The following is a 25,822-nucleotide window of genomic DNA, read 5'->3' on the forward strand; positions in this document are numbered from 1 at the left end:
GATATTAAATGAATTTATCACTTAATATCAGAACTAAACTCATAATAGTTCAAAAAACTAAATATCAGACTTATTGTATCTCTGCTAAAGTCATCTCAAGATGTTTCAATGCCTTATCCCTACCAAGAAGTTCTATAGAAGCTGCAAGTTCAGGTCCGTGCATTTCACGAGTCGTCGCTATTCTAACCGGCATATATAATTTTCTGCCTTTAATTCCCGTCTCTTTTTGAATAGCATAAATTGTATTTTGAATTTCAGTAGCATCAAAAATTGGTAAATCATTTACTTTCTTTGCAAACTCGTTCAAAACTATTTTTGCACTCTCATCACTTAACTCCTTCAATGCAGGTTCATCAAGCTTTGGTGGTTCATCAAAGAAAATCTCCGATAATTTTACAATTTCACCCATATAAGACATCTGTTGTTTAAATAAACTAATTAACTTACGTGCCCATTCAATTGTCTTTGGATCCGGATTACTTTCGATTTTCCCCGCATTAATCAACTGTCTAAGTGCAGAGTCAACAATACCATCTTCCTTAGCATTCTTAACATATTGATTATTAATCCACTCAAGCTTTTTCCCATCAAATGAAGCTGGTGACCTACTTAAACGTTTAGGATCAAACATGCCAATGAGTTCTTTACGATTGAAAATTTCCTTCTCACCAACTGGAGACCAACCGAGTAGAGTAATGAAGTTGAACATAGCATCAGGTAAATATCCTAAAGCTCGGTATTGTTCAATAAATTGTAAGACACTTTCATCACGCTTGCTCAATTTTTTTCCAGTGTCAGTGTTAATAATTAATGTCATGTGCCCAAAGATAGGTGCCTCCCAGCCAAAAGCTTCATAAACAACTAATTGTTTTGGTGTATTAGCAATATGATCATCCCCACGCAGAACATGAGAAATCTCCATCATATGATCATCAACAACTACCGCAAAATTATAAGTTGGCATCCCATCACGTTTTTGAATAACAAAATCGCCACCAATGGTATTAGAATCAAAACTAATATGTCCTTTGACAATGTCATCAAATTCATAGGTTTTATTTTCTGGAACTCGAATTCTAACAACTGGCTTTAACCCAGCAGCCCGAGAATCAGCCTGTTTTTTTGCTATTTCTTCTTCAGACAAACCTGCATATTCGTATATATATCGTGGAGCCTCACCATTAGATTTTTGTTCTTCTCTTTGTGCATTTAGTTCATCTTCAGTCATATATGACTCATAAGCCAATCCTTTGTCTAGTAATTGCTTAATTAACGGCAAATATATTGACTGTCTTTCTGATTGACGATAAGGTCCAAATTCTCCAGGCTTATCTGGTCCTTCATCCCAATCAATCCCTAACCATGTCAAGTTTTCTAACTGACTTCTTTCTCCATCAGCAATGTTTCGCTTGAGGTCAGTATCCTCAATTCTAATAACTAAGGTTCCATTATTATGTCTTGCGAATAAGTAATTAAATAATGCGGTACGTGCATTTCCAATATGCAAATGTCCCGTTGGACTTGGAGCATATCGTACACGAATTTTCTTATCTGCCAATTCTAGCGCCTCTTCCTTTTTTTGTAAATTGATTAATTGGTTCAAAATCCTCTGCCCAAAATAATCGGTGCAATCATAATTCTACAATGAATGAGTGGAAAAATAAACTAACCAAACAAAAAAAACAAAATTAGTTTTTCTCTTTGATACCTCTTGTAGAGTGTACAGGTTTTGCAAAAATCATTCTGCCTGCATCAGTTTGTAGTGCACTTGTAACGATCACTTCAATTTGGTTGTTTAGATAATAACGCCCATCTTCAACGACTATCATTGTTCCATCATCCAAATATGCAACCCCTTGTTGTCTTTCAGTACCGTTCTTAATAACAGTAACTGTCAACTTCTCTCCAGGTACTACCCTTGGTTTCAAAGATTTTGCCAAAGCATTAACATTTAGCACTTCGACATTTTGAAATTCACTCACTTTATTTAGATTGTAATCATTTGTAACAATCACAGCATCAAGTAGTTTTGCTAGTTTAATTAACTTACTATCAACTTCCTGAATATCATCAAAATCGCCTTCATACATCTCTACCGGTACCCTTTTTTCTTCTCTTAACTTGTTTAAAATATCAAGTCCACGTCTACCTCGAACTCTTTTTATGCTGTCAGCAGAATCCGCAATATATTGTAGCTCATATAAAACAAAATTTGGAACAATTAAAGTTCCCTCAATAAAGCCTGTATTAACTAAATCGTAAATACGACCGTCTATTAAAATATTAGTATCCAGTAATTTAAGTCTATGAAAATTGTCACCAATTTTTCTTTCAAGTATTCTTTCTTTATCTGCATCTTCATTAATTTCTGTCTTCTTTTCAATACGCTGTTTCCTAGTATTAATGAGTCGTTTAAAAAAATCTAAGTGATTTTTTCCAACAATATATCCTAAATAACCAAAAATCACCATTAATATTATTGGTATCACTGTATTTAATAAAAAAAGTTGTGAATGAGACACTAACGTAGATATCAAAGCAGCTATCATTAAGCCCATAACAACTGAAATACTTGTTGAAATTATCACGTAAGGATTTTGTTGTGCCAAATTGTTCTCAATTTTTTTTATTAGGCGCTCTAAAGGATTGGTTACGAATAAAGAAACAACATGCATCACTGCTAATCCAATTAAAATATTCACTAAAAAGTTGTTTATCCATATATTGCCAGCTAGCTTGACCAAAACCCAAACAATTGGCATAAAAGTATATCCTGCACCAATTCCTAAAATTGCAAGTACAACCCTGATCATTATCTTTCTCATTTTTTCTCCTTTCTTGTATTTATTTAATTAAACGTTACTTTAAGCGCCTCACTTAAAGTTGCGACACCAATTACTCTAATTCCAGTCGGCGGCGTCCATCCAGATAAATTATTTTTCGGTAAAATCACCCTTTTAAATCCAAGTTTTGTTGCCTCAGCAACCCGTTGTTCAATTCGATTAACTCTTCTAATTTCACCAGTCAACCCTAACTCACCAATAAAGCAATCAGTTGCTTGCGTCTGAGCATCCCGATAACTAGAAACAATGCTAACTGCAATTGCCAAATCAATTGCCGGTTCATCAAGTTTCACACCACCTGCAGCTTTTAAATATGCATCTTGATTTTGTAAAAGTAAACCCGCACGTTTTTCAAGAACAGCCATAATTAATGAGATCCGATTATGGTCTAATCCAGTCGTTGTTCTCTTTGCATTACCAAAAGCCGTTGGGGTAACTAACGCTTGAATTTCAACAAGGATTGGACGCGTTCCTTCTAATGAAACAACAATTGCTGACCCAGTTGCACCATTTAACCGCTCTTCTAAGAAAATCTCAGAGGGATTGGAAACTTCATATAATCCCCCTTCTTTCATCTCAAAAATTCCAATTTCATTTGTTGAACCAAATCGATTTTTTACAGCTCTCAAAATTCGATATGCATGATGTAAATCACCTTCAAAATATAAAACAGTATCAACCATATGCTCCAAAATTTTGGGACCCGCAATTGCACCACCTTTAGTAACATGGCCAACTATAAAAATTGTTATTCCATTAGTTTTTGCAATTTGCATCAATTCGGCGGTAACTTCCCTAATTTGGGCAACACTTCCAACTGCCGATGACATTTCTGGTTCCTGCATTGTTTGCACAGAATCTATTACAACAAAATCCGGCTTTAATTTATCAATATGTTGGTGAATACTATTCATATCCGTTTCAGGATACAAATAGAATTTAGTTCCTTTGACACCTAAACGTTGTGCCCGCATTTTAATTTGCATAGCACTTTCTTCTCCAGATACATATAAAACTGTCAATTCCTTTTGAGACAGTTGCCCTGACAATTGTAAGAGTAAAGTTGATTTCCCAATTCCAGGATCACCACCAATTAAAATAAGCGAACCTGGAACAATTCCGCCACCCAAAACACGGTCAAGTTCAGTTGAATCTGTCAGGATTCGTGGATTATTTTGTATATCTACTTCATCTATTAATTGCGGTTTAGGACTATTACCACTAAAGTTCACCCGCATTTTTTTAGTGACCTTACTTGATTGTTCAACTTCTTCAACCAATGTATTCCAAGCACCACAATTTGGACAACGTCCTAAATACCTTGGAGAAGAATACCCACAATCTTGACATACATATTGGGTTTTGACTTTGACCACTTGCCTGCCTTCTTTCACTTATTCACTTAATCTTAACAGATATAATTATCTTGTTGGTTTTTTTATCAATTCTTTATAGTTTTTTATTTACCTGACGATCCGAAACCACCTGTTCGATTGCTTAATGGTTTCTTCTCATCGTCAGCTATCAAAAAAGGAAGAAAAATTCCTTGCCCAATACGCTCATTTTTTTTAATTAATACATCCCTAACTCCATAATTCACAAGTTGAAAAAAAATTTCCCCATCATTTGCTTCATTTTCATAATAATCCGCATCTACAACTCCTATCCCATTTGGTAATAACAAATTTCTCTTTAATGGGTTGCTTGAACGATTAGCAAGCATTAAAAATTCATCTGCTTGCATATAAGCTTTTATTCCGGTCGGAACTAATAGCGGCTTTATAGTTTTACTCGCTTGCTCGTAATCAATATCCTCAGTCGTCCTCAATTTTTTTATATTCCATATAACTTTGAGAAAATTTAGTTTCCAAATTGACGGTACTAAAAAATCCTCTGCTGCATAAAAATCATATCCTGCAGCTTTCTTAGTTGCACGTGTAGGTAACATAATATCACTTTTACTAAATCTTTTTACAACTTCAAATCCTCTTTTCAAAAAATCACTCTTTCCCTATTTTATTATTCTATTCTATCATTAATTATTAGCCAGTTACAGTCCCATATCCTATGCTATAATTAACTTTAAGAGGTGCCGAAAATGAAGAAAAAAATCACAGAAAATTCTTTTGAGTATTACGCATTACAAGAAGATACTAAACCAGTTGCTCATATCGGATACTCTTTGCTTAAAAATGAGCAAACCTACTTGATAGAACATACTTGGGTTAATCCAAGTTTTCGTGGAAGTGGCTTAGCAGAAAAAATTACAACAGATTTTCTTAATAAAGTTAATAATGAAGGATACAAAGTGATTCTTCTTTGCCCATTCACAAAAAGTTTTTTTAAGAACCATGATGAATATCAGCATTTGCTAACAAAATTAAGAGGTGAAGATTAATGAACCAAGATGATTTAAAAGCACTTGTAGGAAAAAAAGCGGTCGATTGGATCAGTGATGGTATGACTATCGGTTTAGGAACAGGTTCAACTGTTAGATACATGGTAGAGGCACTCGCCGAGAAAATAAAAAAAGAGCATCTGACAATCACTGGAGTTGTTACTTCAAAAGAAACTGCCAATTTAGCTACATCTCTAGGAATTCCTTTGAAATCAGTTGACGAAATTGATTACATTGACTTAACAATTGATGGGGCAGATGAAATAAGTTCAGATTTCCAAGGAATTAAAGGTGGTGGTGCTGCCTTGTTATTTGAAAAAATCGTTGCTAAAAATTCAAAAAAAAATCTTTGGATCGTTGATCAAAGTAAATTAACAAAAGATTTAGGAAACTTCCCCTTACCTGTTGAAGTTATTCCATATGGAAGTGAAAAAATCTTTGAACGATTTGAAGCACAAAATTTTGCTCCAACATTTAGAACTGTTGAAGATGGTACTAAAGTTAAAACTGATTCAGAAAACTATATAATTGATTTACATTTAAAAAAGATTGATGATCCATTTAAACTTGCGAAATATTTAAAACAACAAATTGGTGTAGTGGAGCATGGCCTATTTTTAGACACAGTTAATACAATTATTGTAGGTTACCCTGATGGTCCTAAAATTTTCGAAGCCCGTTAATAATTCCTAGCTAGGTTTACGTGTTACTTTTTTTATCATATAATACTTGTATATCTTTTCTAAGGAGAGTGACAAAAAGTGAGTAAAGCTATTAATCATCAACAATTATCAAAATTCAAAAATTCTCTTGAAAATCGTCCTGAACACAAAGTTCTTGAACGAGCAGTGACAAAAAACGGAATTTACTCAACTTCCGCAGACTATCGATCAGAAGTTAACATGGCTCCTGTATTCTCAATTGATTTAGATACAGGTGATGTTGCAAATCAAAAACAATCAGGACGTTGTTGGATGTTTGCCGCATTAAATACAATGCGTCATGATATGAAAAACAAATTTAATGTTACAAAAGACTTTGAATTGTCGCAAAATTACACATTTTTCTGGGATAAACTCGAAAAAGCAAATTATTTTTACGAAAATGTAATTGCTACAGCAACTTTACCTACATCAGACCGTAAAGTTTCCTTCTTAATGACTACCCCACAACAAGATGGTGGTCAATGGGACATGATTGTCGCAATTATTGAAAAATATGGAGTTGTTCCTCAATCTGTAATGCCAGAAACTTTTAATTCTTCAGCTTCACGTGAGTTCAATAGTACATTCAATTTAAAACTACGCAAAGATGCCGTAACATTACGTAATTTAGTTGCTCAAAATGCTTCTGAAGAAGATATTGCGGATACTAAGGAAAAAATGTTAGATGATGCTTATCGTATGTTAGCATATAGCTTTGGCGAGCCACCTACACATTTTGACTTTGAATATCGTGATTCCGACAAAAACTACCACATTGATCGCAATATAACACCAGTTGATTTCTTCAATAAATACGTTGGTTGGGACTTAGATGACTATGTTTCTATTATTAATGGGCCAACTGTGGACAAGCCTTATAATCATATGTATACAGTCGAAATGCTTGGTAATGTTGTTGCAGGACGTCAAGTACGTCATCTAAATGTTAATATGGAAACATTCCGTGACGTTGCAATCAAACAACTTCAAAATGGTGAAAGTGTTTGGTTCGGTTGTGATGTTGGGCAATCATCAGATCGTCAAAAAGGTATCATGGATACAGAGTTATATCATAAAGATGAAATATTTGATATTGACTTAAATATTTCAAAAGCTGAACGCCTTGATTATGGTGAAAGCTTGATGACGCATGCCATGGTTCTAACCGGTGTTGATTTAGTTGATGGAAAATCAACCAAATGGAAGGTTGAAAACTCATGGGGTAAGAAAGTCGGGACAAATGGCTTTTTTGTAATGAGTAATGACTGGATGAATGAATATTGCTATCAAGTTGTTGTTAATAAGAAGTTCTTACCTGAAGAATTGCAAGAAGTTCTTAAAGAAGAGCCAAAGGTCCTTGCTCCTTGGGATCCAATGGGCGCTTTAGCTTAATGCTACTCGTATTTGTTAACTACAATAATTTTAAAATCAAAGTTTGATAGACGTCAACAAAATGATTACATTTATTAAACTTAGCATTTTATAACCTACAAAAAAAAGGATTAGTTCAGAATGTAAATTCTAGTCTAATCCTTTTTTGCACATATAAATGTTCCTCAAACCCAAAATTATCTAAGCTCTTTTTTCTTTATTATTTCTAAGGCATCATTTAAGTCATAAACAATAGGCACCGCATTTTCGACTTCTACGCCGTCAATCATCACATCACTTATTCCTTCAATATACTTTATTAATGCACGCAATGTACTTCCATGCGCCACAATGATTATATTTTTTTGATGGAGAAGTTTAGGTGCTATTTTATCTAACCAATATGGAATTATTCTATTTGATGCATCTTCGAGACTTTCAGCTAAAGGTAAAATCGTCTCAGGGTACATCGCGTATCTTCTATCTTTATCTGGTTCACTCATTTTGGGTGGAACAGTTGTATAACTCCTACGCCATAAAGCAACTTCTTTTTCACCATAAATCTTTCTTGTCCATTGCTTGTTTAGGCCCCTTAAAGCTCCATAATGCCGCTCATTTAATCGCCATGTCTTATTTATTGCTACATCGTTTTGATTTATACAATTAAGTATAATATTAGAAGTTTTAATTGCACGTGAAAGAAGCGACGTATGCAATTCCGAAAAAATAATGTTTTCTTGTCTTAGCAGTTCACCAGCTTTAATTGCTTGTTGTTCACCTGTATTCGTTAAAGGTGAGTCTGACCAACCTGTATATTCATTTGCCAAATTTGCAGTACTTTGTCCATGTCTTAGTAAGACTAACCTAACCATTTTTTTACCTCCTCAATCAAAACTATCTAACTTCATTTTAACATATTCAACATTATGTATTTTAAGAATAGTCAAAAGTTCAATAATTGCTTTAATACTCGAACAGTTTCTCTCCACAGGTTTGAAGATACCCAACTTCTCTAGGAACCATACCTTTTTTTGATTAGTACTTCCATTCCACTAAATCCAATCATTTTTATCATTTAATATTAAACATAGCATATGCACTAAAATGCACTAGAAAAAGATAGGTTATTAAAAGCAACCTATCTTTTTTCCAAAATTCATAATATTTTTATGTTCAAATGCCAAATTCTCGTAATTTTAATTTAAACGTCCTGCAAACGATGGAGCATATGTTGCAATTGAACCAACTCTAACAGTTTCACCTGTTCTAGGAGCATGTACATACTGTCCATTACCAATATAGATTGCTACATGATCTGAATGACCCTTGCTACCCCAAAATAATAAGTCACCCGGTTGTGCTTGCGACACAGATTCATATGTAACGTATCCTTCTTGCGCTATCGTATTATGTGGTAAAGATATTCCAAACTTTGCATAAACATATGCAGTTAACCCAGAACAATCCATCCCTGACAAGCTCTCCCCACCCCATACATATGGAATGTTAAGTTTTGTCAATGAGAGAGCTGCTGCAACGACTGAGCTTGTATCAACACTTGCACTTGATAAAGAAGAAGCTGAACTGCTTGCTGAGTAAGCAGTCTGCGTAACCGTTGCAGTATTACTTGCATTAGTTAATGTTGTTGCAGTTTTTGTTGCTGTAGCTAATGCCTTTGTTGCTGCTTCAGAACTTTTAGCAGATTTAACTGCTGCTGCTGCTTTTTGGGCTGTCGCTAAAGCTTCTTCAGCTTGCTTCTTTGCTGCATCTTCTTTTGCTTTCTTAACTTGTAATTGGACCTTTTGCACTGCTAAGTCAGCCATATCATTTCTTAATTTTACACTGGTTTCCTTTTGAGCATCAACTGATTGGTCAACTTGCTTTTTGTCAGCTGCCACTTTCTCTTGATCACTTTTTTGTTCTTGTAATGTTTGATTATTTGCCTCAACCATCGTTGCAACAGTTGCAACACGATCAATTGCATCACTAAAACTTTTGGAATCAGTCAAAAATTCGATAATGCTTCCAGTATTATTTTGTTGTGCTGATCTTGCCTGCTGAGCCAAATGCGTTTTTCTAGCATTAATATTCTTTGTCAATGTAGCAATTTCAACAGAATCCGTATACTGCTGATCCTGCAATTTTGAAAGTTTCTTTTGACTTTCATCCACCAATTTTTGTGTATCCGAAATCTTCTGGTTAACCTGATTAATTTGTGTTGCGGTATCTGAGGCTGATACTGCTGTTGCCCCAAGACCAATAATTGTAGCAAGTGATGCAACTACTAGTACAGTTTTCGAAAATAAATTGAGTTCCACTGACATACACCTCTGACATTTGAGTATTTACAAGTTTTTATTTTTTGAATTTAATTTAACTACGAGATTAATTTTACCATGTTCGCGCAATAGTGAGCATTACATTCTATTTACAAAAAAAGTGCTTTAATAGCGTTTTTAGCTACTATTGTTACATTAGTATTGCAAAAGTTACAATCTACCTTCACAAGTAATCGTCTACTTTTTTCTCTGTTTTTTTGATATTTTATAAATTTAATTGCATTAAAAATGCATAACGGGTTTTATAGTAGACTTTTTTACAATAAAATAAAAAAAGAAGGTTCTCTATAGTTGCTTTTTTGCAACAATTACCTTCTTTTTTGAAATGATTTGTAATAATACACCATTATTTGGGGATAATTACTTCTTCTTTAGCACGATTTCCTATAAACGTAACTACAGATCCCAAAAGAATTATTATTATCCCAATAATTGTTAATGTTGTAATCTTTTCACCAATTAAAATCGCTGCTAAAATGGGTGCTAACCCTGGTTTTATGAAAAATACTAATGATGCAGTTGAAACATTTGATTTTTCCATCGCAAGAAAATAAAAGGCGAAACCCCCACCTGTAACACAAACGCCTAAGTAAAGTAACATTGGTAAAGAGGCAATTGTTATATGCTGTAATATCGGCAAATTTTGAAAAGTCTTTAAACTAGGAATACTCCCCAAGTAATTCGCTATTAAAGGTATATGCGTAACTAGGGAAAGCACTAATAATTCAATAGTACCTGCAATAAACGTATAGCAAGTCATCACAATTCCATTCAGTCCCTGTTTTGTAGATCCATATCTAGAAATAATTGAATAAAATCCGAATGTAACTGCTGCTAAAAGCCCAAAAACAATTCCTAATGGCCTTGTTAAATGCAATGGATCTATAATGACAAGAAGACCTATAATTGATATTGTTACCGCAATTAAATTTGCTCTTCCTAATCTTTCTCTTAGAATTAAGAACGCAAATATTAATGCAAATACTGGATTACAACTAAACAAAACTGCTACTGTTGATGCTTTAGTTGCTACAACAGCTAACTGAAACAATGACATACTAATAATTACACACAGAAAGCCTGTTAAGAAAAAAAGATGCCAATCCTTTTTACCTAATTTTCTCCCAGTTGCTTTCAAAGCCTTATTTGCAAATGGTAATAACACCAAAGCCCCAATGAAAAAACGAATAAGGTTTAATTGAATTGGATTAAAAGTTGCCCCGGCTACTTTCAAGGCAATTTCCATTGAACTAAACATAAACGTCGATATCAAAACATAAACTATCGTTTTTTTCACAATTATCCCTCTTTTTTTAAATACTCTGCGTAATCAACATTAGAATTGGTACAATGACAAGCGACATTAAAGTCGTTTCAGTAACCATTACAGCAGCATAATCAGAGTCTGCTCCATATAAATTTGCAACTACAGGAGCATTCGTCATTACAGGCATCGCCGACTGTAAGATAAAAACTTGTTTCATTAAAACAGGCATATCTGCTGGTATTACAAGTAACGCCATTAAAACTGGTGCAAATAAGAAACGACCTAATAATACTAAAATATTATCCTTGTGTAAGGCAAGATGGTTAAGCCCCGCATGAGAAACAGATATTCCAATAAAAAGCATCGATAACGGAATAGTCATACTTCCTATGTAATTCAAATCCTGATTAATAAATACTGGTAACTGCACTTTTAATAATACAAAAAGAACACCTATAAGAAATCCTAGCAATGGTGGTGAAAAAATTTTGCCCAATGCTTGTTTGAAATCAATTTTACTTTTCAATCCACCATCTCGTTGTATTAAGTAAGTCCCTAAAGTCCAAAAAATTGTAGTGTTAGCCATATAATAAATTAACACATACGGTATGCTATCATTCCCGAAAAGCGCCTGATTAATTGGTAAGCCAACAAAAACAGTATTTGAATTGAAAAACATTGACGAAAAAAGACCGGCGTGGCTTTTGCGAATTCTAAATACCTTCACGATTGCAAAAGAAATTGCCATCAAAATAACCATTGAAATAATTGGAAATCTTAAATCTGGTAACATTTTTTCCAAATCACTTGCAGTAAACTTACCTAAGATTGTCACCACCATATAACAAGGTAATGCAATTTGAGTAACCAATTTGGCAATCAATTTAGTTGCTTTTTCATTAAACCAACCCCGTTCAGCTAAAATATAACCTAAAACTATCATCACTAGTATTACCAAAACGCCGGAAATACTGTGCTCGAAAACTTTCATATTCTCATCTCTTTCTCTTGATTCTTTCATTTATAAACATTCATCAGTATATCACAGTTCATAAAAAAGTTTTCTACGTATTTTTATTATGTTATCTCCATTTCAATGGTCAACATAGTTTAAAAAAAATTTAATTTTATTTTAAGCTATTCAATAGATAGCTCATAGTAGTATAATTCATTTAATAACGTCGATTAAGGAGTTACTATGAATAACAACAAAAAAGATTTTAACGATGCGCCTCCATTAAGAAGAAGCGAAGAAAATCATAGCCATCGAAAGCAGAGCGCTCATAAAAAAAGAAAAATACTAAGTCTAATTGGTTTAATTATTGTATTAGTTTCTTTTTACGGAGTTGGTGCATATGCATATAGTTTATTAGGTGCAGCCAAGCAGACGATTGGAAAGACCTATCAGAAAACTACCGTTAAAAAGTTACGAAATGTCTCTCAAGTTTTAAAATCTAAAAAACCAGTTTCAATCTTACTGCTTGGAACTGATACAGGTGATTTAGGACGGACTGATAAGGGTCGGACTGATACGATGATTGTGGCTACAATCAATCCTAAAACAAAACGTGCTACATTAACAAGTATTCCTCGTGATACACAAGTTAAAGTCACGGGCTCATCCAATACTTATGATAAGATTAATTCAGCTTATACAATTGGTGGAACCTCAGCAGCAATTTCAACAGTGCAAAATACCCTTCATATTCCAATCGATTTTTATTTATTAGTAAACATGGGTGGTTTAGCAAAATTAGTCAATGCTGTTGGTGGAGTTTCAATTGATCCCTTACTTACTTTCCATTATAGCTATGCTAACGTTGTAAAAGGAAAAACAGTTACTTTAAATGGTAATCAAGCGTTGGCATATTCTAGAATGCGTTATACCGATCCAGAGGGAGATTACGGGCGTCAAAAACGCCAAAAACAGGTAATAGAAGCTATTGTATCTAAACTTCTTACTGTTTCGTCAATTTCGAACTTCCAGAAGATTTTGAACACAGTTAAAGATAATATGCAAACTGATTTAACTTTCAATGATATGATGACGATTGAAACTAATTATAAAGACGCCGCTGGTGATATTAAATCCTATGTATTACAGGGAGAAAATGCAACAATCGGAGGATTATCTTATCAAGTAGCTACCGCAGAAGAAAAGAAGAAAATTTCTGATAAGATTAGAGCGGAACTTGATCTGAACCCCTCAACGGAAACTTTCACAGGTGAAATTTATAATAGTTCTAGTTATGGATCATACGGATCAAACTCGACTTCATATGGAAGATATTCTTCTAGCACAAAGTCTTATTATGGTTATTAAAAAATTGGATAACTAGTATTGGTATACACAGTTTATAATTAAAGATGAATTTAGACTAATAAAAGATGAGTTAAGTCAGAAATATTCTGACCTAGCTCATCTTTTATTTTTTTCACTCTTTTAACAAACTACCGTCTATAGTCTAGATAAGTCTAATAATATACTCCCGTAAGATAATCCTCCACCAAAACCAGTAATTAGCGCAACGTGTGGCCTTTCCCCACGCTTTAAAGCACGGTCTAAGCCGATTGCAATTCCTGCAGAAGAAGTATTTCCATAAAATTCGATATTTTTTTCAAATTTACTCAAAGGTACATTAATTCCCAGTGCAATATTTTCAATCAACCTCAAATTTGCTTGATGTGTGATTACCAATTCTAGTTCAGAGTTATCATATCCTGTTTTTTTCAATAGATTATCAATATGTTCCGGAACAATCGAGGTTACAAACTCGTAAACCGCACGACCATCTTGATAAAATGCATCCATTTTAGGATAATTATTAGTTGAAATCTCACTAATTGGAGCAATTCTACCACTGTGAATCACGTCAGGTGCGGGGCTTGACTCTAGTTTTTCCGCAATAAACATCTCATCATCAGGGTTATCACTTGCAGAAAGTAAAACACCACCTGCACCATCTCCAAAAAAAACTGCCGATGTTCGATCAGAAAAATCCATCATTTTTGAATTAACTTCACCTGCAATTACAATTGCATTTTTATAGTTACCTTGACGCAAAAATTTTTCAGCTGTGCTCAATGCAAAGATAAATCCCGCACAAGCAACACTTATGTCAAATGAAAATGCCTTTACTGCATCAATTTTTTGTTGTACAAGTGTTGCGGTAGCTGGTGTAATCGAGTCAGGACTAATTGTTGCTACAATAATCAAATCTATTTCATTAGCAGCAATATCAGCTTCATCTAATAACTTTTTTGCAGCCTTAGCACATAGATCAGAAGTATTTTCCCCAATAGCATATCTTCTTTCTTTAATCCCAGTATGTTTTTGAATCCACTCATCTGAGGTATCCACATAATTAGATAGCTCATCATTAGTAACTACTCTTTCCGGGACATAGTGCGCACTTGCTTTTATTTTTACTGCTTTAGGCATTTTATTTTCTCCTGTATTTGACTTACTTGTTCAAGACCTTAACATATTTTTATGCAAAACAAAGGGCTCTACCAAAATTTCTTTCGGCACAGCCCCCCTTTAATGATGCGGGTAAATGGATTCGAACCATCACGGGCTATAACGCCCACCAGATCCTTAGTCTGACGCGTCTGCCAATTCCGCCATACCCGCAACAACAAAAATAATTATACCAAGTCTAGTCCTTTAAAGCAAGTCCTTTTTATTCTTGTTGTCTTTAAATTGGCCAATATTCAATCATTTTGTAATTTTAATTTGCCGTGACATTTGGAACAAACATACTTTTTTAAATCAATTTTTCGCTTTCTGATATACACTTGCTGACAATTACAGCAAACGTAGGTATAGCTAATTAATAACTTGCTTGCCGGCGCAAATCTAAGTCCATCAACCGCTGTTAATAAATCCTTAAAATCTCTATCTTTATGCTGAAATTTTCTATTACTTAGATGCAAATGATAATGACATAATTCATGTTTAATCACACCATATAGTATTTTCTCATTGTGTTCAGTCAACATTCTTGGATTTATTTCTATATCATGTGTAGCTAGATTATATCTTCCACCAGTTGTTCGAAGTCGCTTATTGAACTTTGCAGAGTGTTTAAATTCTTTATTAAAACTTTCTAGTGAGATTTTTTCGACAATATTTTGTAAAGAGTCATTCTTCAAAAATGTCATCCCTCTTCTGGAGAAATCATAGTTAGTTGAATTCTCTTTCTTTGTTCATCAATACTCAAAACCCACACATCTACAATATCTCCAACTGCTATAACATCATTTGGATTCTTTACAAATCCTCTTCTTAGTTGTGACAAGTGCACCAAGCCATCTTGTTTTACACCAATATCAATGAATGCCCCAAAGTCTATTACATTACGTACCGTTCCTTTAAGCTTCATTCCTGGCTTTAAATCTGCTATTTTCAACACATCACTGCGCAATAATACAGGAGGAAGCTCTGCTCTAATATCTCTTCCTGGTTTAATTAGACTTTCAACAATATCTTTTAAAGTTGCTTCACCAATAGCAAGTTTTTCAGCCATTTGATTTATATCAACCGTTTTTAATTTATTAATAGAAACAGTTGTCCCCAAGGATGCTACGGTTAACCCACATTCATTGAGTAAATTTTTGGCAACTTGATAACTTTCGGGATGAATATCTGTATTATCTAAAAGATTTTTCCCTTCTATAATTCTAAGAAATCCCGCCGCCTGCTCATAAGCCTTAGGCCCAAGACGTGGCACCTTTTTTAACTGACTTCTTTGGGAAAACATTCCAATCTCATTACGATAATCTACAATATTATTAGCAATTGTCGCTGATAAACCTGAAACATTTGCTAACAATTGCGGGCTCGCAGTATTCAAGTCAATTCCAACTTGGTTAACCGCTGTTTCAATAACGTCCTCTAATTTGCCGTCCAGTTCTTTTTGAGGTAAATCATGTTGATATTGTCCAACACCTATGGCCTTTGGATCAATTTTGACTAATTCTGCTAATGGATCTTGTAATCTTCGTGCAATACTAACCGCAGAACGTTCCTCAACATGAAAGTCTGGAAATTCTTTGCGTGCTAACTCGCTCGCAGAATAAACTGATGCTCCAGCTTCATTCACAATCACATAAACAACTGACTTCTTAGCTTTTTTTACGGCTTCAGCTACAAAAATCTCTGATTCTCTGCTTGCTGTTCCATTACCAATTGCAACTACATCCACTTTATTTTTCTCAAGTATCGATATAAATTCACTCAATGCCTTATTCCAATTTTCATCACCTTGAAGTGCATTCTTTTGTCTATGTGGATAAATAATTGCTTTACTGATAAACTTACCTGTTTCATTCACAACAGCCAGTTTGCATCCTGTTCGATAGGCAGGATCAAAACCTAAAATTCTCTTTCCTTTTAACGGTGATTGCATTAATAAATGATAAAGATTATCACCAAAAACTTCAATTGCATGTACATTTGCCCTCTGCGTTAATTCGGTTCGTAATTCTCTTTCAATAGCCGGTTTTATAAGTCTTTTATATCCATCTGTAATTGCTTCTTTCAGAATTGTAACAACTTCCGAATTATTGCTCCTTATAATTTTTGCACTAAGGTAGTTTAAAATTTGCAATTCATCTACTTGAATACTTATTCCAATAATTCCAAGTCTTTCTGCTCTATTCAATGCTAAAATTTGATGATTAGCAATTCTTTTATATTCGGCACTGAATTCATAGTAATTTTTGAAAATCTGTTGTTCATCTTCTTCAATTTTCTTAGGTTTTGTTACTATTTTTCCTATTTGTTTAGTAATTTGACGTATTCTAGTACGATATAATGCATTGTCACTTATTTCTTCTGCTAGAATATCGCATGCTCCAATAATAGCTAACTTTTCATCTAAAATACCTTGCTTTGTATTTATGAATTTTTGAGCTTTTTTTTGCACTTCAGCAGCTTCTGATGATAACAACCATTTAGCAAATGGTTCAAGCCCTGCTTCTTTAGCTAACATTGCACGAGTTTTTCTTTTTTTCTTAAAAGGTAGATATAAATCTTCAATTTCTTGGGTTGTACTTGCTTCTAAAATTCTTTTTTTCAAACTTGGTGTCAATTTTTCTTGCTCTTCAATCGTATTTAAAACATCTGTACGTCTTTTCTCGATTTTTTCCATCAATTGGTTATTACTGAGAATTTCGCGAATTTGTACTTCATCCAAATTTCCCGTTTTTTCTTTACGATATCGTGCCATAAACGGGACAGTTGCACCCTCTTCATACATTTTTGCAGTTGCTTCTACTTGCATATACTTTAAATTAAGTTTTTTTGCAATTCTTTCCAATATTTGCTTGTTCACTAATACTCTCCTTTAAAAAAATAGCGTGGTTTAACCTTAAAGTTGTTTATTCTCCAACTTAGATTCTACCACACTACTAATTCATTTTATTTCCAAAACTCGTCATACACTGTTATTGGCAAATGTCGTTTATGCTGCGTCTTTAAATACCATGCTTCGATTTTTTCAGCCACTTCATTATCAGTAGCATGACCTTCTAAGTAATTATCAATATCGTCATACGTCACGCCTAAGGCAACTTCATCTGGTAGTGCAGGACGATCATCTTCCAAATCTGCAGTTGGTGCTTTTTTATATAAATGCTCAGGTGCCCCAAGAACTTCAAGCATTGCTTTACCTTGTCGTTTATCTAGGCGCCATAATGGAGTAATATCTGCCCCTCCATCACCAAATTTTGTATAAAACCCAGTCACTGCTTCAGCTGCATGATCAGTCCCAACAACTGCTCCTTTATTGGCACCTGCTATCGCATACTGGGCAATCATCCGCTCACGTGCTTTAATATTTCCCCGATTAAAGTCGCTAATTTTTAGCCCGTTTTCTTCTACACTTGCAAACATCGCATCAGTCGCAGGCTTAATATTAACTCTCATTGTTTTATCAGCTTTCATAAAGGCTATCGCATCCATTGCGTCTTGCTCATCAGCTTGATTACCATATGGTAAACGTACTGCAATGAATTGATATTCTGTATCTCCTGTTTCCTCACGAAGCTCTTTAATTGCCAATTGACTTAATGTTCCAGTTAAAGTTGAGTCTTGGCCACCGGAAATACCTAATACTAATGATTTGAGAAAGGCGTTTCTCTTCAAATATGCCTTCATAAAGTCAACACTTTTTCTGATTTCAGCTTCTGGATCAAAATCAGGACTGACACATAATTCGCTAATAATTTGCTTTTGCAATTCTCTCATTTTAAATCCTCCTTAAGGCTCACATATCCCCTTGATGTGATAATTTCTATCATCATTTTACGCTTTTTTATTGATACTTTCACGAATTTCTTTAATTATCTTCATTTTATTGTCATAACACGCTTCTGATAAATCAACCGGATAATCTTGTGGATTCAAATCCCGTTTATACTCTTCCCAAAGACTGTCTAATCGTTCATGAGCATATTCCTTTATCTTTTCAAGGCCAGGTACTTGATATACTTGTTTTCCTTCGATGAAAATGTCTTTTAAAATTGGGCGAGCATCAAAATCAGTAATATTCTTATTAATATAAGTGTATTGTGGATGAAACATATACAATGATTTTTCCTCTGCAGGTTTTTCATTCCATAAAGCAATGTAATCACCTTCGGATTTGCCATCAGCTTTTTTTGTAATTCGCCAAACTTGCTTTTTCCCCGGAGTTGAAACCTTTTCTGCATTACTTGATAATTTAATTGTATCTTCCATTACTCCTTTTGAGTTTTCAATGGCTACCATCTTATAAACTGCCCCAAGTGCAGGCTGATCGTATGCCGTAATTAACTTTGTTCCAACGCCCCAAACATCAATTTTCGCACCTTGCATTTTCAAATTAGTAATCGTTTTTTCATCCAAGTCGTTTGACGCATAGATTTTTGCATTAGAAAAACCAGCCTCGTCTAATTGTTCCCTTACACGTTTAGAAATATAAGCCATATCACCTGAATCTATTCGTACACCTAAAAAATTAATTTTATTTCCCATTTCCTTTGCAACTTTAATTGCATTTGGAACACCACTTTTTAACGTATCATAAGTATCAACTAAAAATACACAATCTGTATGCGTGGTAGCATATGCCTTGAAAGCCTCATAATCATCACGATATGCTTGTACAAGTGCATGTGCATGTGTTCCGCTTGCTGGAATACCAAAAATTTTGCTAGCACGCACATTACTTGTTGCATCAAAGCCACCAATATAAGCGGCACGCGTTCCCCAAATAGCGGCATCAAACTCTTGTGCCCTTCTAGTTCCAAATTCCATTATTGCATCATCATGTACCACTGAACGCACTCGTGCAGCCTTAGTTGCAATTAAGGTCTGATAATTAACTACATTTAAAATTGCGGTCTCAACAAGTTGGCAATCTGCAAGTGGTCCTTCTACTTGTAAAAGTGGTTCATTATTGAACACTACTTCACCTTCAACAGCTGAACGCAAAGTTGCGGTAAATCTAAAATTCTTCAAATACTCTAAAAACTCATCAGAAAAATTACCAGAACCTCTTAGGTATTCAAGATCACTTTCCGTAAAATGTAATTTATTTAAATAGTCAATTACTCTTTCTAGTCCAGCAAAAATAGCATATCCATTTTGGAAAGGAATTTTTCTAAAATAAAGCTCAAAAACTGCATTTCTTTGATCAATTCCTTTCAACCAATATGTTTGAATCATATTAATTTGATATTCATCGGTATGTAAAGCATAACTATCATCTGGATAATTCATTTCTATCTTTTCCCCTTCTCAGTCAAACTGAGCAAATTTATTTGTTTTTTGCTACTTTTAACACAAAAAAATAAAAGCAATTACGCCTTTAGTATTACAAGTGCTTATTTTTATATAATAACACTTTTTCATAATTGCGTCATTTCTGTTATACTTTGACTAGTCTCTTTGAAATTGAGGTGTTTTATAGTGAGTAAACCAAAAGAAATAAACGTATTAGGAATTAATTTTACTAATATAAATAACAAAGAATTGATTAGTCAATTGAAAATTGATAGTCATAACCATTCAAATCGTTTTATAGTTACTGCAAACCCTGAAATCGTACTATATGCGCGGGATAACCCCAAATATTTATCAATAATTGAATCAGCGGATTATACAATAGCCGATGGAATCGGAATAATCAAAGGTGCAAAAATTTTAAATACACCTTTGCCAGAACGTGTGACCGGATTTGATACATTGCTTTCCTTGCTGACATTTGCAAATGAAAATAAAAAAAGTATTTATTTTCTTGGAGCAAAATCTGAAACCTTAGATAAAGCAATCAAAAAAATTAAAAATGATTATCCCAATTTAGAAATTGCTGGTTATCATGATGGATACTTTACAGACGATTCTGATATTGTAACTGAAATTAAGCATAATAAACCCGACTTTGTCTTTGTTGCGCTTGGTTTTCCTAAACAAGAATTTTTCATTTCAAAATACCACAATCTCAGTCCATCTATCTGGATGGGAGTTGGCGGCAGTTTTGATGTTCTCGCTGGAACCGTAAAACGTGCACCATTATTTTGGCAAAAGCATCATATTGAATGGCTTTTCCGCCTACTTCAAGAACCAACTAGATTCTTCAGAATGCTCGCTTTACCCAAATATTTAATTCTAATTTATCTTAAAAAACTAGGTATAGACAAAAAATAAATTTTAAAAAAAATTCAAAACAAGGTATTATATTATAGCAAAAAAACAGGAAATCTAGGACAAAGTTAATTTTGACCTAGATTTCCTGTTTTTTAGATGTATGTGAAACAAAATTATTTTTCTAAATAAAATTCAAATCGATCACCAACGTATTGAGTTCTCACATATTCAAATGGTTGCCCATCATTTAAATACGTTGTCTGCCGTAATCTTAAAATTGCATCACCTCTACGAATACCCAAATATTCGGATATCTGCTCAGAAGCTAGCATTGATGAAACCGTTTGTTGAGCGTGCCCAATAATATGTCCACTTTCTTCCAACACATGGTAAAAGGAACTCGTAACTTCTTCTTTATTATATGATTGCACCAACTTTTCTGGGATAGTTGCAATTTCAAAACAAATTGGAATTTTATCAGCATATCTAATTCGTTCCATCCTTAGAACGAGGTCCTTTTCCTCCAAAGACAATTTCTCCATCTCACTTAACGAAGGTGTAGCAATATGATAAGAAATCGTTTTACTAGAAGGTTCCTTCCCTTGAGCCCTCATCAACTCGGAAAAACTAGTTACACCTGAAGACATTTTTTCTTGTACTTTTTGACGAGATACAAACGTCCCAGAACCCACACGTCTTTCAAGAATTCCTTCATCAACAAGTGTCTTTATCGCCTGACGTAATGTCATTCGACTAACACCAAATGTTACAGACATTTCACGTTCTGAGGGAATGCGATCACCTACATTCCACTTTCCAGACTCAATTGAACGCTTAATTTCATTATGAATCTGTATATAAATAGGTGAAGCCATCATAATTCCCTCTCTCGTCTTTAGTTTTTATAGCAATCTCCAAAACTATATGTTTCCACAAGGTTTAAATCCTCCGTTAAGACGTTTAAATCCGCATCTTTGCCTACTTCTAATGTTCCTTTAGCAAACAATCCAAATTCACGTGCTTGGTTTACAGAAGACATCTTTACAGCTTCAGAAATACTACAACCTGTATATTTAATTATATTACGAAATGCTTCTTGAAATTGCAATACTGAGCCAGCTAAATTTCCAGACTCTAACCGTGCTTGTCTATCTTTAACTATTACCTTTTGTCCACCCAATTCAGATATTCCTTCGGGCATTCCTTTTGCCCGCATCGAGTCAGTAACCAATTCTATGCGCTCTGGCCCCTTAATTTCATAAGCTAATTTAATCATATCAGGTACTACATGAAATCCATCTGCAATCATTTCACAATATATGTTGTCTTCTAGTAAAGCATGTCCTGTAACTCCTGGTTGACGATGTTTAAATTCTCGTTGAGCATTATATAAGTGTGTTACATGACTCGCCTTTGAATGCTTCAATTCCTCTCTCAAAGCATTGCTATGTCCTATTGAAGGTATAATACCATTTTCCAAACAATAGTCTTCAAATTTGGATGATGTTTCATGCTCTGGTGCAAAAGTAACCAATCTTACCAGATGACCGGATAGTTCATTCCAATGATCAAATAATTCAACATCAGGTGCTTGAATGTATTTTTCAGGTTGGGCTCCCTTAAAATCGGCTGAAATGAATGGCCCTTCAAGATGTATCCCCTGAATCACACGATTCTTCTTTGCTGCCTCTTTAATTCCTACCATTGCTTTTGCAATATTTTCATGTGATTGTGTCATCGTTGTCGCAAAATAACTTGTAATCCCTTCATGAATCATATCGGTTACCATCTCATCAATTTGAGCAGCATTACCGTCCATTGCATCAAAGCTATAGCCTCCATGGCTATGAACATCGATAAATCCTGGAACAATCACTTTACCTTCGAGATCAGTTACCTCAATATCTTCACTACTAGCTTGATACAGTGCCATTGGACCTACTGCTTCGATTTTATCGGAGAAACGAATAAAACCATCTCTAATTCTTTCTGTACCAGTATAAATATCTGCATGTTTTAATACTTTTGTCATTGATTATCTCTCCTTTTTTTAATGAGTTGCTTGATCTTTTAAAACCGTTGCATCTATTCCTTTGACAACAGCTGTCAAGAATCCAGCCTCTTCCATAGCTAACAAACCTGCAATTGTAGTCCCACCAGGAGAACAAACCTCGTCGACCATGTCCATTGGTGATTTAGTTCCAACTAAAACTTTCTGTGCACTTCCTAAAACCGCTTGAGCAGCAATTTCAGTTGCTTCTTTTTTTGTCAGACCATATTTAACCCCAGAACGTGCCATTGCATCAATAAAATAATATACATATGCAGGTGAACTCCCAGCCAAAGCAACAAATATACTAAAGTCTTTTTCTGGCATCTCCAAAGTCCTACCCAAATCATCAAACAAGCTTTTGATTTGTTCGTAAATAATATCTGAAACAAATTTGTTTCTTACAAATGCTGTCATTCCTTCATTTATTTCAACGTTCACATTTGGCATTATTCGAATAGTTGGTATTTCTTTATTATCACCAAAACAATCATTAATTTCGGCCAAAGATACTCCACTTGCCATGGAGATAATTAATTTTTTTTCAGTTACAACTTCTTTTATCTCATCAATCACACTTGCTAAAATAAATGGTTTTACCGCCATAAAAATAATATCAGCATCCCTAACCAAATCACTATTAGTACCATATGCCTTTATTCCCATACGGTTTGCATAACTTTCATAATTATTTCTATGAGCACTATGTATAAGTATATCCTTAGTATCAATCGTTTTTCTTGCAACCCAACCATCAATAATTGCCTTAGCCATGTTTCCTGCACCAATGAATCCTATCTTCATATTCCATCCTCCAAAAAATGATATATACCAATATACTGAATGTATCATTTTTATACAAAAAGTCAATTAAACTCGAACTTCTTCATAAAGATAAACTATAATTAAAAAAAAGAGGAAAATAACTTTTTTTACTAAAGTAGTAAAGCATAAATATATTGCAAAGCAAATAAAAAAGACCCCAGAAATAAATTCTTAAAGGTCCTTAATACTTTCACTATCCTTATTCAATCAATTGGGCTAGCTGGATTCGAACCAGCGCGTCACGGGATCAAAACCCGTTGCCTTACCGCTTGGCTATAGCCCAATATGGTGGAAGGGAGTGGATTCGAACCACCGAACCCGAAGGAGCGGATTTACAGTCCGCCGCGTTTAGCCAGACTTCGCTACCCTTCCACAACATCATTGTCATCATATCCGACCTAGTAATGATACTATTTTTTTACAGCTTATGCAAGTGTTTTTTAGAATTTTTATTCAATACCTTCCATCAAAACTTTTATTCTTGGAGAAAACAATAATAGAATTAACCCAAAAGCAATTACACTTATTCCAACAACTCCAAAATAAAGTAATTCATTTTGATTACTGTAAAATCTTACAAGTTGTGAATTGAATGCTTGGGCAACAGCATCACTGATAAACCACATGCTCATCATTTGAGACTGGAAAGCTTTTGGTGCAAGTTTTGTAGTTGCAGACAATCCAATTGGAGAAATCAACATTTCACCTATTATTACAAGTGCCCAACTCACTATTAACCAAAAAGGACTAACTCTAACTTCATTTCCAAATAATAAAATTGGTATAATCATCCAAAGAAAGGACATACCCGCAAAAAACAAACCATAAGAAAATTTTATCGATGACGTTGGTTGTTTTGTCCCCATTTTGGTCCATATCATGGCAAAGATAGGAACATATATCATAATAAATAGAGGATTCATACTCTGAAACCAACTAGATGGAAATTCATATCCAAATAGCGATAATCTTGTTTGCTCATTGGCAAAAACTGCTAATACAACTGCACCTTGCTCCTCTATGGACCAAAATAATACACTCGCAATAAATAACGGAACATAGGCCCAAATACGAAGCCTTTCTACTTGCGTTATTTTCCTACTATTCAACATTACAACAAAATAATAAATTGGAACTAAGACAGCCAGGATGGTAATAAACAAAATAACATTAATCATCGTTAGGAAATTAAATAAGTTCATAATAGTAAAAATCAAAATAATAATTATAAAAAATAGAATTAATTTTTTGAAAATAACTTTCAAATCTCTTGGATCGATTGGATCAGTTGGATATAAACTATCTTTTGAAAAGTATTTTTTCCCCCCTTGATAATATTGAATTAATCCAAAAAGCATTCCGATTGCAGCTACTGAAAATCCCACATGAAAATTAACTTTTTGACCGAGATATCCTACAATAAAAGGAGCAGCAAACGCTCCAACATTTATACCAAAAACAAAAATACTAAATCCTGTATCTCTTCTCAAATCTTTTTCATTGTACAAACCACCTACCATTTGCGAAACGTTAGGTTTTAACAATCCTGTACCAATAGTAATTAAGCCAATTGACACAAATAAAGCTACGTGTCCAAATGGAATAGCTAAAACTATGTGTCCAAACATTATAAAAATTCCGCCATAAAAAACAGTTCTTTGACTCCCTAGAACTCTATCGCTAACAAACCCACCAAAAACACTTGAAAGATATACCAATGATCCGTATATTGACATTATTGACAATGCTAATGTCTTACTATATCCCAAACCGCCAGAATTTATTGAGTAATACATATAATACAATAAAATCGCTCGCATTCCATAATAGCTAAATCTCTCCCACATTTCTGTAAAAAAAAGTGTAGCTAGCCCACGTGGATGCCCTAAAAGAACCGTTTCAATGGCATCTTTATTCATTAACAAATCCTCCTAGATTTTTATTTTTCATATTTTTAAAATTAAAAACAGCTCATTTTATTATACGTATATTCAAATCTAGCGTCAATAAAACATTCAAATAATATAAAAAAGCCTTAAAAAATTAAGGCTTTTTTTATATACAGCAAGGAATATTAAAATATGCCGGCTGCAGGATTTGAACCTGTGACCCTCGGTTTACGATACCGATGCTCTACCAGCTGAGCTAAGCCGGCAATTCTTTAATCATGACCCGTACGGGATTTGAACCCATGTTACCGCCGTGAAAGGGCGGTGTCTTAACCACTTGACCAACGGGTCGCTTAGTAAAAACAAATTAATTGAATTTACCAACAAAAAACTCAGAAACTGAAAATAATCAGTTAAACCGGTTATCAACAAATCCTGAGCAAAATTTTTGCACGGCAACGTCCTATCCTCGCAGGGGGCGATCCCCCAACTACTATCGGCG

The 25,822-nt window shown here is 34.2% G+C and carries 22 protein-coding genes and 5 tRNA genes; 5 read left to right on the forward strand and 22 right to left on the reverse strand.

Annotated features, from left to right (window positions below; translation table 11 throughout):
• Window positions 1–70: 70 nt before the first annotated feature.
• The 4 genes from gltX to FC80_RS07870 all read right to left on the reverse strand — a co-directional run bounded on the left by gltX (window position 71) and on the right by FC80_RS07870 (window position 4,839).
• Entirely contained in the window at window positions 71–1,558 is a 1,488-nt protein-coding gene (gene gltX / locus FC80_RS07855) for a glutamate--tRNA ligase (RefSeq protein ID WP_057829587.1), read from the reverse strand.
• A gap of 130 nt (window positions 1,559–1,688) precedes the next feature.
• Entirely contained in the window at window positions 1,689–2,825 is a 1,137-nt protein-coding gene (locus FC80_RS07860) for a PIN/TRAM domain-containing protein (protein WP_057829588.1), read from the reverse strand.
• 23 nt (window positions 2,826–2,848) lie between these two features.
• On the reverse strand, window positions 2,849–4,219 hold the full coding sequence (radA, locus tag FC80_RS07865; RefSeq protein ID WP_057829589.1) for a DNA repair protein RadA: 1,371 nt from the start codon (window positions 4,217–4,219) through the stop codon (window positions 2,849–2,851).
• Between the two features lie 83 nt (window positions 4,220–4,302).
• Window positions 4,303–4,839, reverse strand: coding sequence for a dCTP deaminase/dUTPase family protein (locus tag FC80_RS07870; protein WP_057829590.1), 537 nt, complete (start codon window positions 4,837–4,839; stop codon window positions 4,303–4,305).
• Between the two features lie 102 nt (window positions 4,840–4,941).
• Here FC80_RS07870 and FC80_RS07875 point away from each other — a divergent pair, with 102 nt between their 5' ends.
• The 3 genes from FC80_RS07875 (at window position 4,942) to FC80_RS07885 (ending at window position 7,337) form a co-directional block, all read left to right on the forward strand.
• Window positions 4,942–5,241, forward strand: a complete 300-nt coding sequence (locus tag FC80_RS07875; RefSeq protein WP_057829591.1) for a GNAT family N-acetyltransferase — start codon at window positions 4,942–4,944, stop codon at window positions 5,239–5,241.
• Window positions 5,241–5,924: a ribose-5-phosphate isomerase RpiA gene (gene rpiA, locus FC80_RS07880; protein WP_057829592.1), complete on the forward strand. Its 684-nt coding sequence runs from the start codon at window positions 5,241–5,243 to the stop codon at window positions 5,922–5,924. The genes FC80_RS07875 and rpiA overlap by 1 nt, the downstream gene beginning before the upstream one ends.
• 78 nt (window positions 5,925–6,002) lie before the next feature.
• Entirely contained in the window at window positions 6,003–7,337 is a 1,335-nt protein-coding gene (locus FC80_RS07885) for a C1 family peptidase (protein WP_057829593.1), read from the forward strand.
• A 176-nt stretch (window positions 7,338–7,513) separates the two neighbouring features.
• On the opposite strand, the gene FC80_RS07890 is transcribed toward FC80_RS07885, so the two are convergent.
• The 4 genes from FC80_RS07890 to FC80_RS07905 form a co-directional block, all read right to left on the reverse strand.
• Entirely contained in the window at window positions 7,514–8,188 is a 675-nt protein-coding gene (locus FC80_RS07890; RefSeq protein WP_057829594.1) for a 2,3-bisphosphoglycerate-dependent phosphoglycerate mutase, read from the reverse strand.
• A gap of 324 nt (window positions 8,189–8,512) precedes the next feature.
• Window positions 8,513–9,634 carry a C40 family peptidase gene (locus tag FC80_RS07895; protein WP_057829595.1) on the reverse strand — a complete coding sequence of 374 codons (1,122 nt, stop codon included), beginning with the start codon at window positions 9,632–9,634 and terminating at the stop codon, window positions 8,513–8,515.
• 367 nt (window positions 9,635–10,001) lie between these two features.
• Window positions 10,002–10,952, reverse strand: coding sequence for a DMT family transporter (locus tag FC80_RS07900; RefSeq protein ID WP_057829596.1), 951 nt, complete (start codon window positions 10,950–10,952; stop codon window positions 10,002–10,004).
• Window positions 10,953–10,968: 16 nt separating this feature from the next.
• Window positions 10,969–11,913: an AEC family transporter gene (locus FC80_RS07905; RefSeq protein ID WP_057829597.1), complete on the reverse strand. Its 945-nt coding sequence runs from the start codon at window positions 11,911–11,913 to the stop codon at window positions 10,969–10,971.
• A gap of 207 nt (window positions 11,914–12,120) precedes the next feature.
• Here FC80_RS07905 and FC80_RS07910 point away from each other — a divergent pair, with 207 nt between their 5' ends.
• Window positions 12,121–13,245 carry an LCP family glycopolymer transferase gene (locus FC80_RS07910; protein ID WP_057829598.1) on the forward strand — a complete coding sequence of 375 codons (1,125 nt, stop codon included), beginning with the start codon at window positions 12,121–12,123 and terminating at the stop codon, window positions 13,243–13,245.
• Between the two features lie 135 nt (window positions 13,246–13,380).
• On the opposite strand, the gene FC80_RS07915 is transcribed toward FC80_RS07910, so the two are convergent.
• The 6 genes from FC80_RS07915 to FC80_RS07940 all read right to left on the reverse strand — a co-directional run bounded on the left by FC80_RS07915 (window position 13,381) and on the right by FC80_RS07940 (window position 19,689).
• A complete protein-coding gene (locus tag FC80_RS07915) occupies window positions 13,381–14,364 on the reverse strand; it encodes a beta-ketoacyl-ACP synthase III (protein ID WP_057829599.1) in 984 nt (327 codons plus the stop codon).
• A 106-nt stretch (window positions 14,365–14,470) separates the two neighbouring features.
• Window positions 14,471–14,556 (reverse strand) — tRNA-Leu (locus FC80_RS07920).
• Between the two features lie 80 nt (window positions 14,557–14,636).
• Window positions 14,637–15,077, reverse strand: coding sequence for a SprT family protein (locus FC80_RS07925; RefSeq protein WP_057829623.1), 441 nt, complete (start codon window positions 15,075–15,077; stop codon window positions 14,637–14,639).
• Between the two features lie 5 nt (window positions 15,078–15,082).
• Window positions 15,083–17,260: a Tex family protein gene (locus FC80_RS07930; protein WP_057829600.1), complete on the reverse strand. Its 2,178-nt coding sequence runs from the start codon at window positions 17,258–17,260 to the stop codon at window positions 15,083–15,085.
• A gap of 86 nt (window positions 17,261–17,346) precedes the next feature.
• Window positions 17,347–18,174 carry an ammonia-dependent NAD(+) synthetase gene (nadE, locus tag FC80_RS07935; protein WP_057829601.1) on the reverse strand — a complete coding sequence of 276 codons (828 nt, stop codon included), beginning with the start codon at window positions 18,172–18,174 and terminating at the stop codon, window positions 17,347–17,349.
• A gap of 57 nt (window positions 18,175–18,231) precedes the next feature.
• Entirely contained in the window at window positions 18,232–19,689 is a 1,458-nt protein-coding gene (locus tag FC80_RS07940) for a nicotinate phosphoribosyltransferase (RefSeq protein WP_057829602.1), read from the reverse strand.
• Window positions 19,690–19,875: 186 nt separating this feature from the next.
• Between FC80_RS07940 and FC80_RS07945 the strand changes: the two genes are divergently transcribed.
• Window positions 19,876–20,616 carry a WecB/TagA/CpsF family glycosyltransferase gene (locus FC80_RS07945; protein ID WP_083486955.1) on the forward strand — a complete coding sequence of 247 codons (741 nt, stop codon included), beginning with the start codon at window positions 19,876–19,878 and terminating at the stop codon, window positions 20,614–20,616.
• Between the two features lie 113 nt (window positions 20,617–20,729).
• On the opposite strand, the gene FC80_RS07950 is transcribed toward FC80_RS07945, so the two are convergent.
• The 8 genes from FC80_RS07950 to FC80_RS07985 all read right to left on the reverse strand — a co-directional run bounded on the left by FC80_RS07950 (window position 20,730) and on the right by FC80_RS07985 (window position 25,671).
• Window positions 20,730–21,431 carry a GntR family transcriptional regulator gene (locus FC80_RS07950; protein ID WP_057829604.1) on the reverse strand — a complete coding sequence of 234 codons (702 nt, stop codon included), beginning with the start codon at window positions 21,429–21,431 and terminating at the stop codon, window positions 20,730–20,732.
• A 20-nt stretch (window positions 21,432–21,451) separates the two neighbouring features.
• On the reverse strand, window positions 21,452–22,588 hold the full coding sequence (gene nagA / locus FC80_RS09505; protein ID WP_057829605.1) for an N-acetylglucosamine-6-phosphate deacetylase: 1,137 nt from the start codon (window positions 22,586–22,588) through the stop codon (window positions 21,452–21,454).
• 18 nt (window positions 22,589–22,606) lie between these two features.
• Window positions 22,607–23,410: a pyrroline-5-carboxylate reductase gene (gene proC, locus FC80_RS09510; RefSeq protein ID WP_057829606.1), complete on the reverse strand. Its 804-nt coding sequence runs from the start codon at window positions 23,408–23,410 to the stop codon at window positions 22,607–22,609.
• Window positions 23,411–23,642: 232 nt separating this feature from the next.
• A tRNA-Gln gene (locus FC80_RS07965) sits at window positions 23,643–23,714 on the reverse strand.
• 3 nt (window positions 23,715–23,717) lie between these two features.
• Window positions 23,718–23,803, reverse strand: a tRNA-Tyr gene (locus FC80_RS07970).
• Between the two features lie 77 nt (window positions 23,804–23,880).
• Window positions 23,881–25,350: a peptide MFS transporter gene (locus FC80_RS07975; RefSeq protein WP_057829607.1), complete on the reverse strand. Its 1,470-nt coding sequence runs from the start codon at window positions 25,348–25,350 to the stop codon at window positions 23,881–23,883.
• Between the two features lie 163 nt (window positions 25,351–25,513).
• Window positions 25,514–25,586, reverse strand: a tRNA-Thr gene (locus FC80_RS07980).
• A 13-nt stretch (window positions 25,587–25,599) separates the two neighbouring features.
• A tRNA-Glu gene (locus FC80_RS07985) sits at window positions 25,600–25,671 on the reverse strand.
• Window positions 25,672–25,822: the final 151 nt, after the last annotated feature.

It is taken from the genome of Liquorilactobacillus cacaonum DSM 21116, assembly GCF_001436735.1.
GTDB classification, from domain to species: domain Bacteria; phylum Bacillota; class Bacilli; order Lactobacillales; family Lactobacillaceae; genus Liquorilactobacillus; species Liquorilactobacillus cacaonum.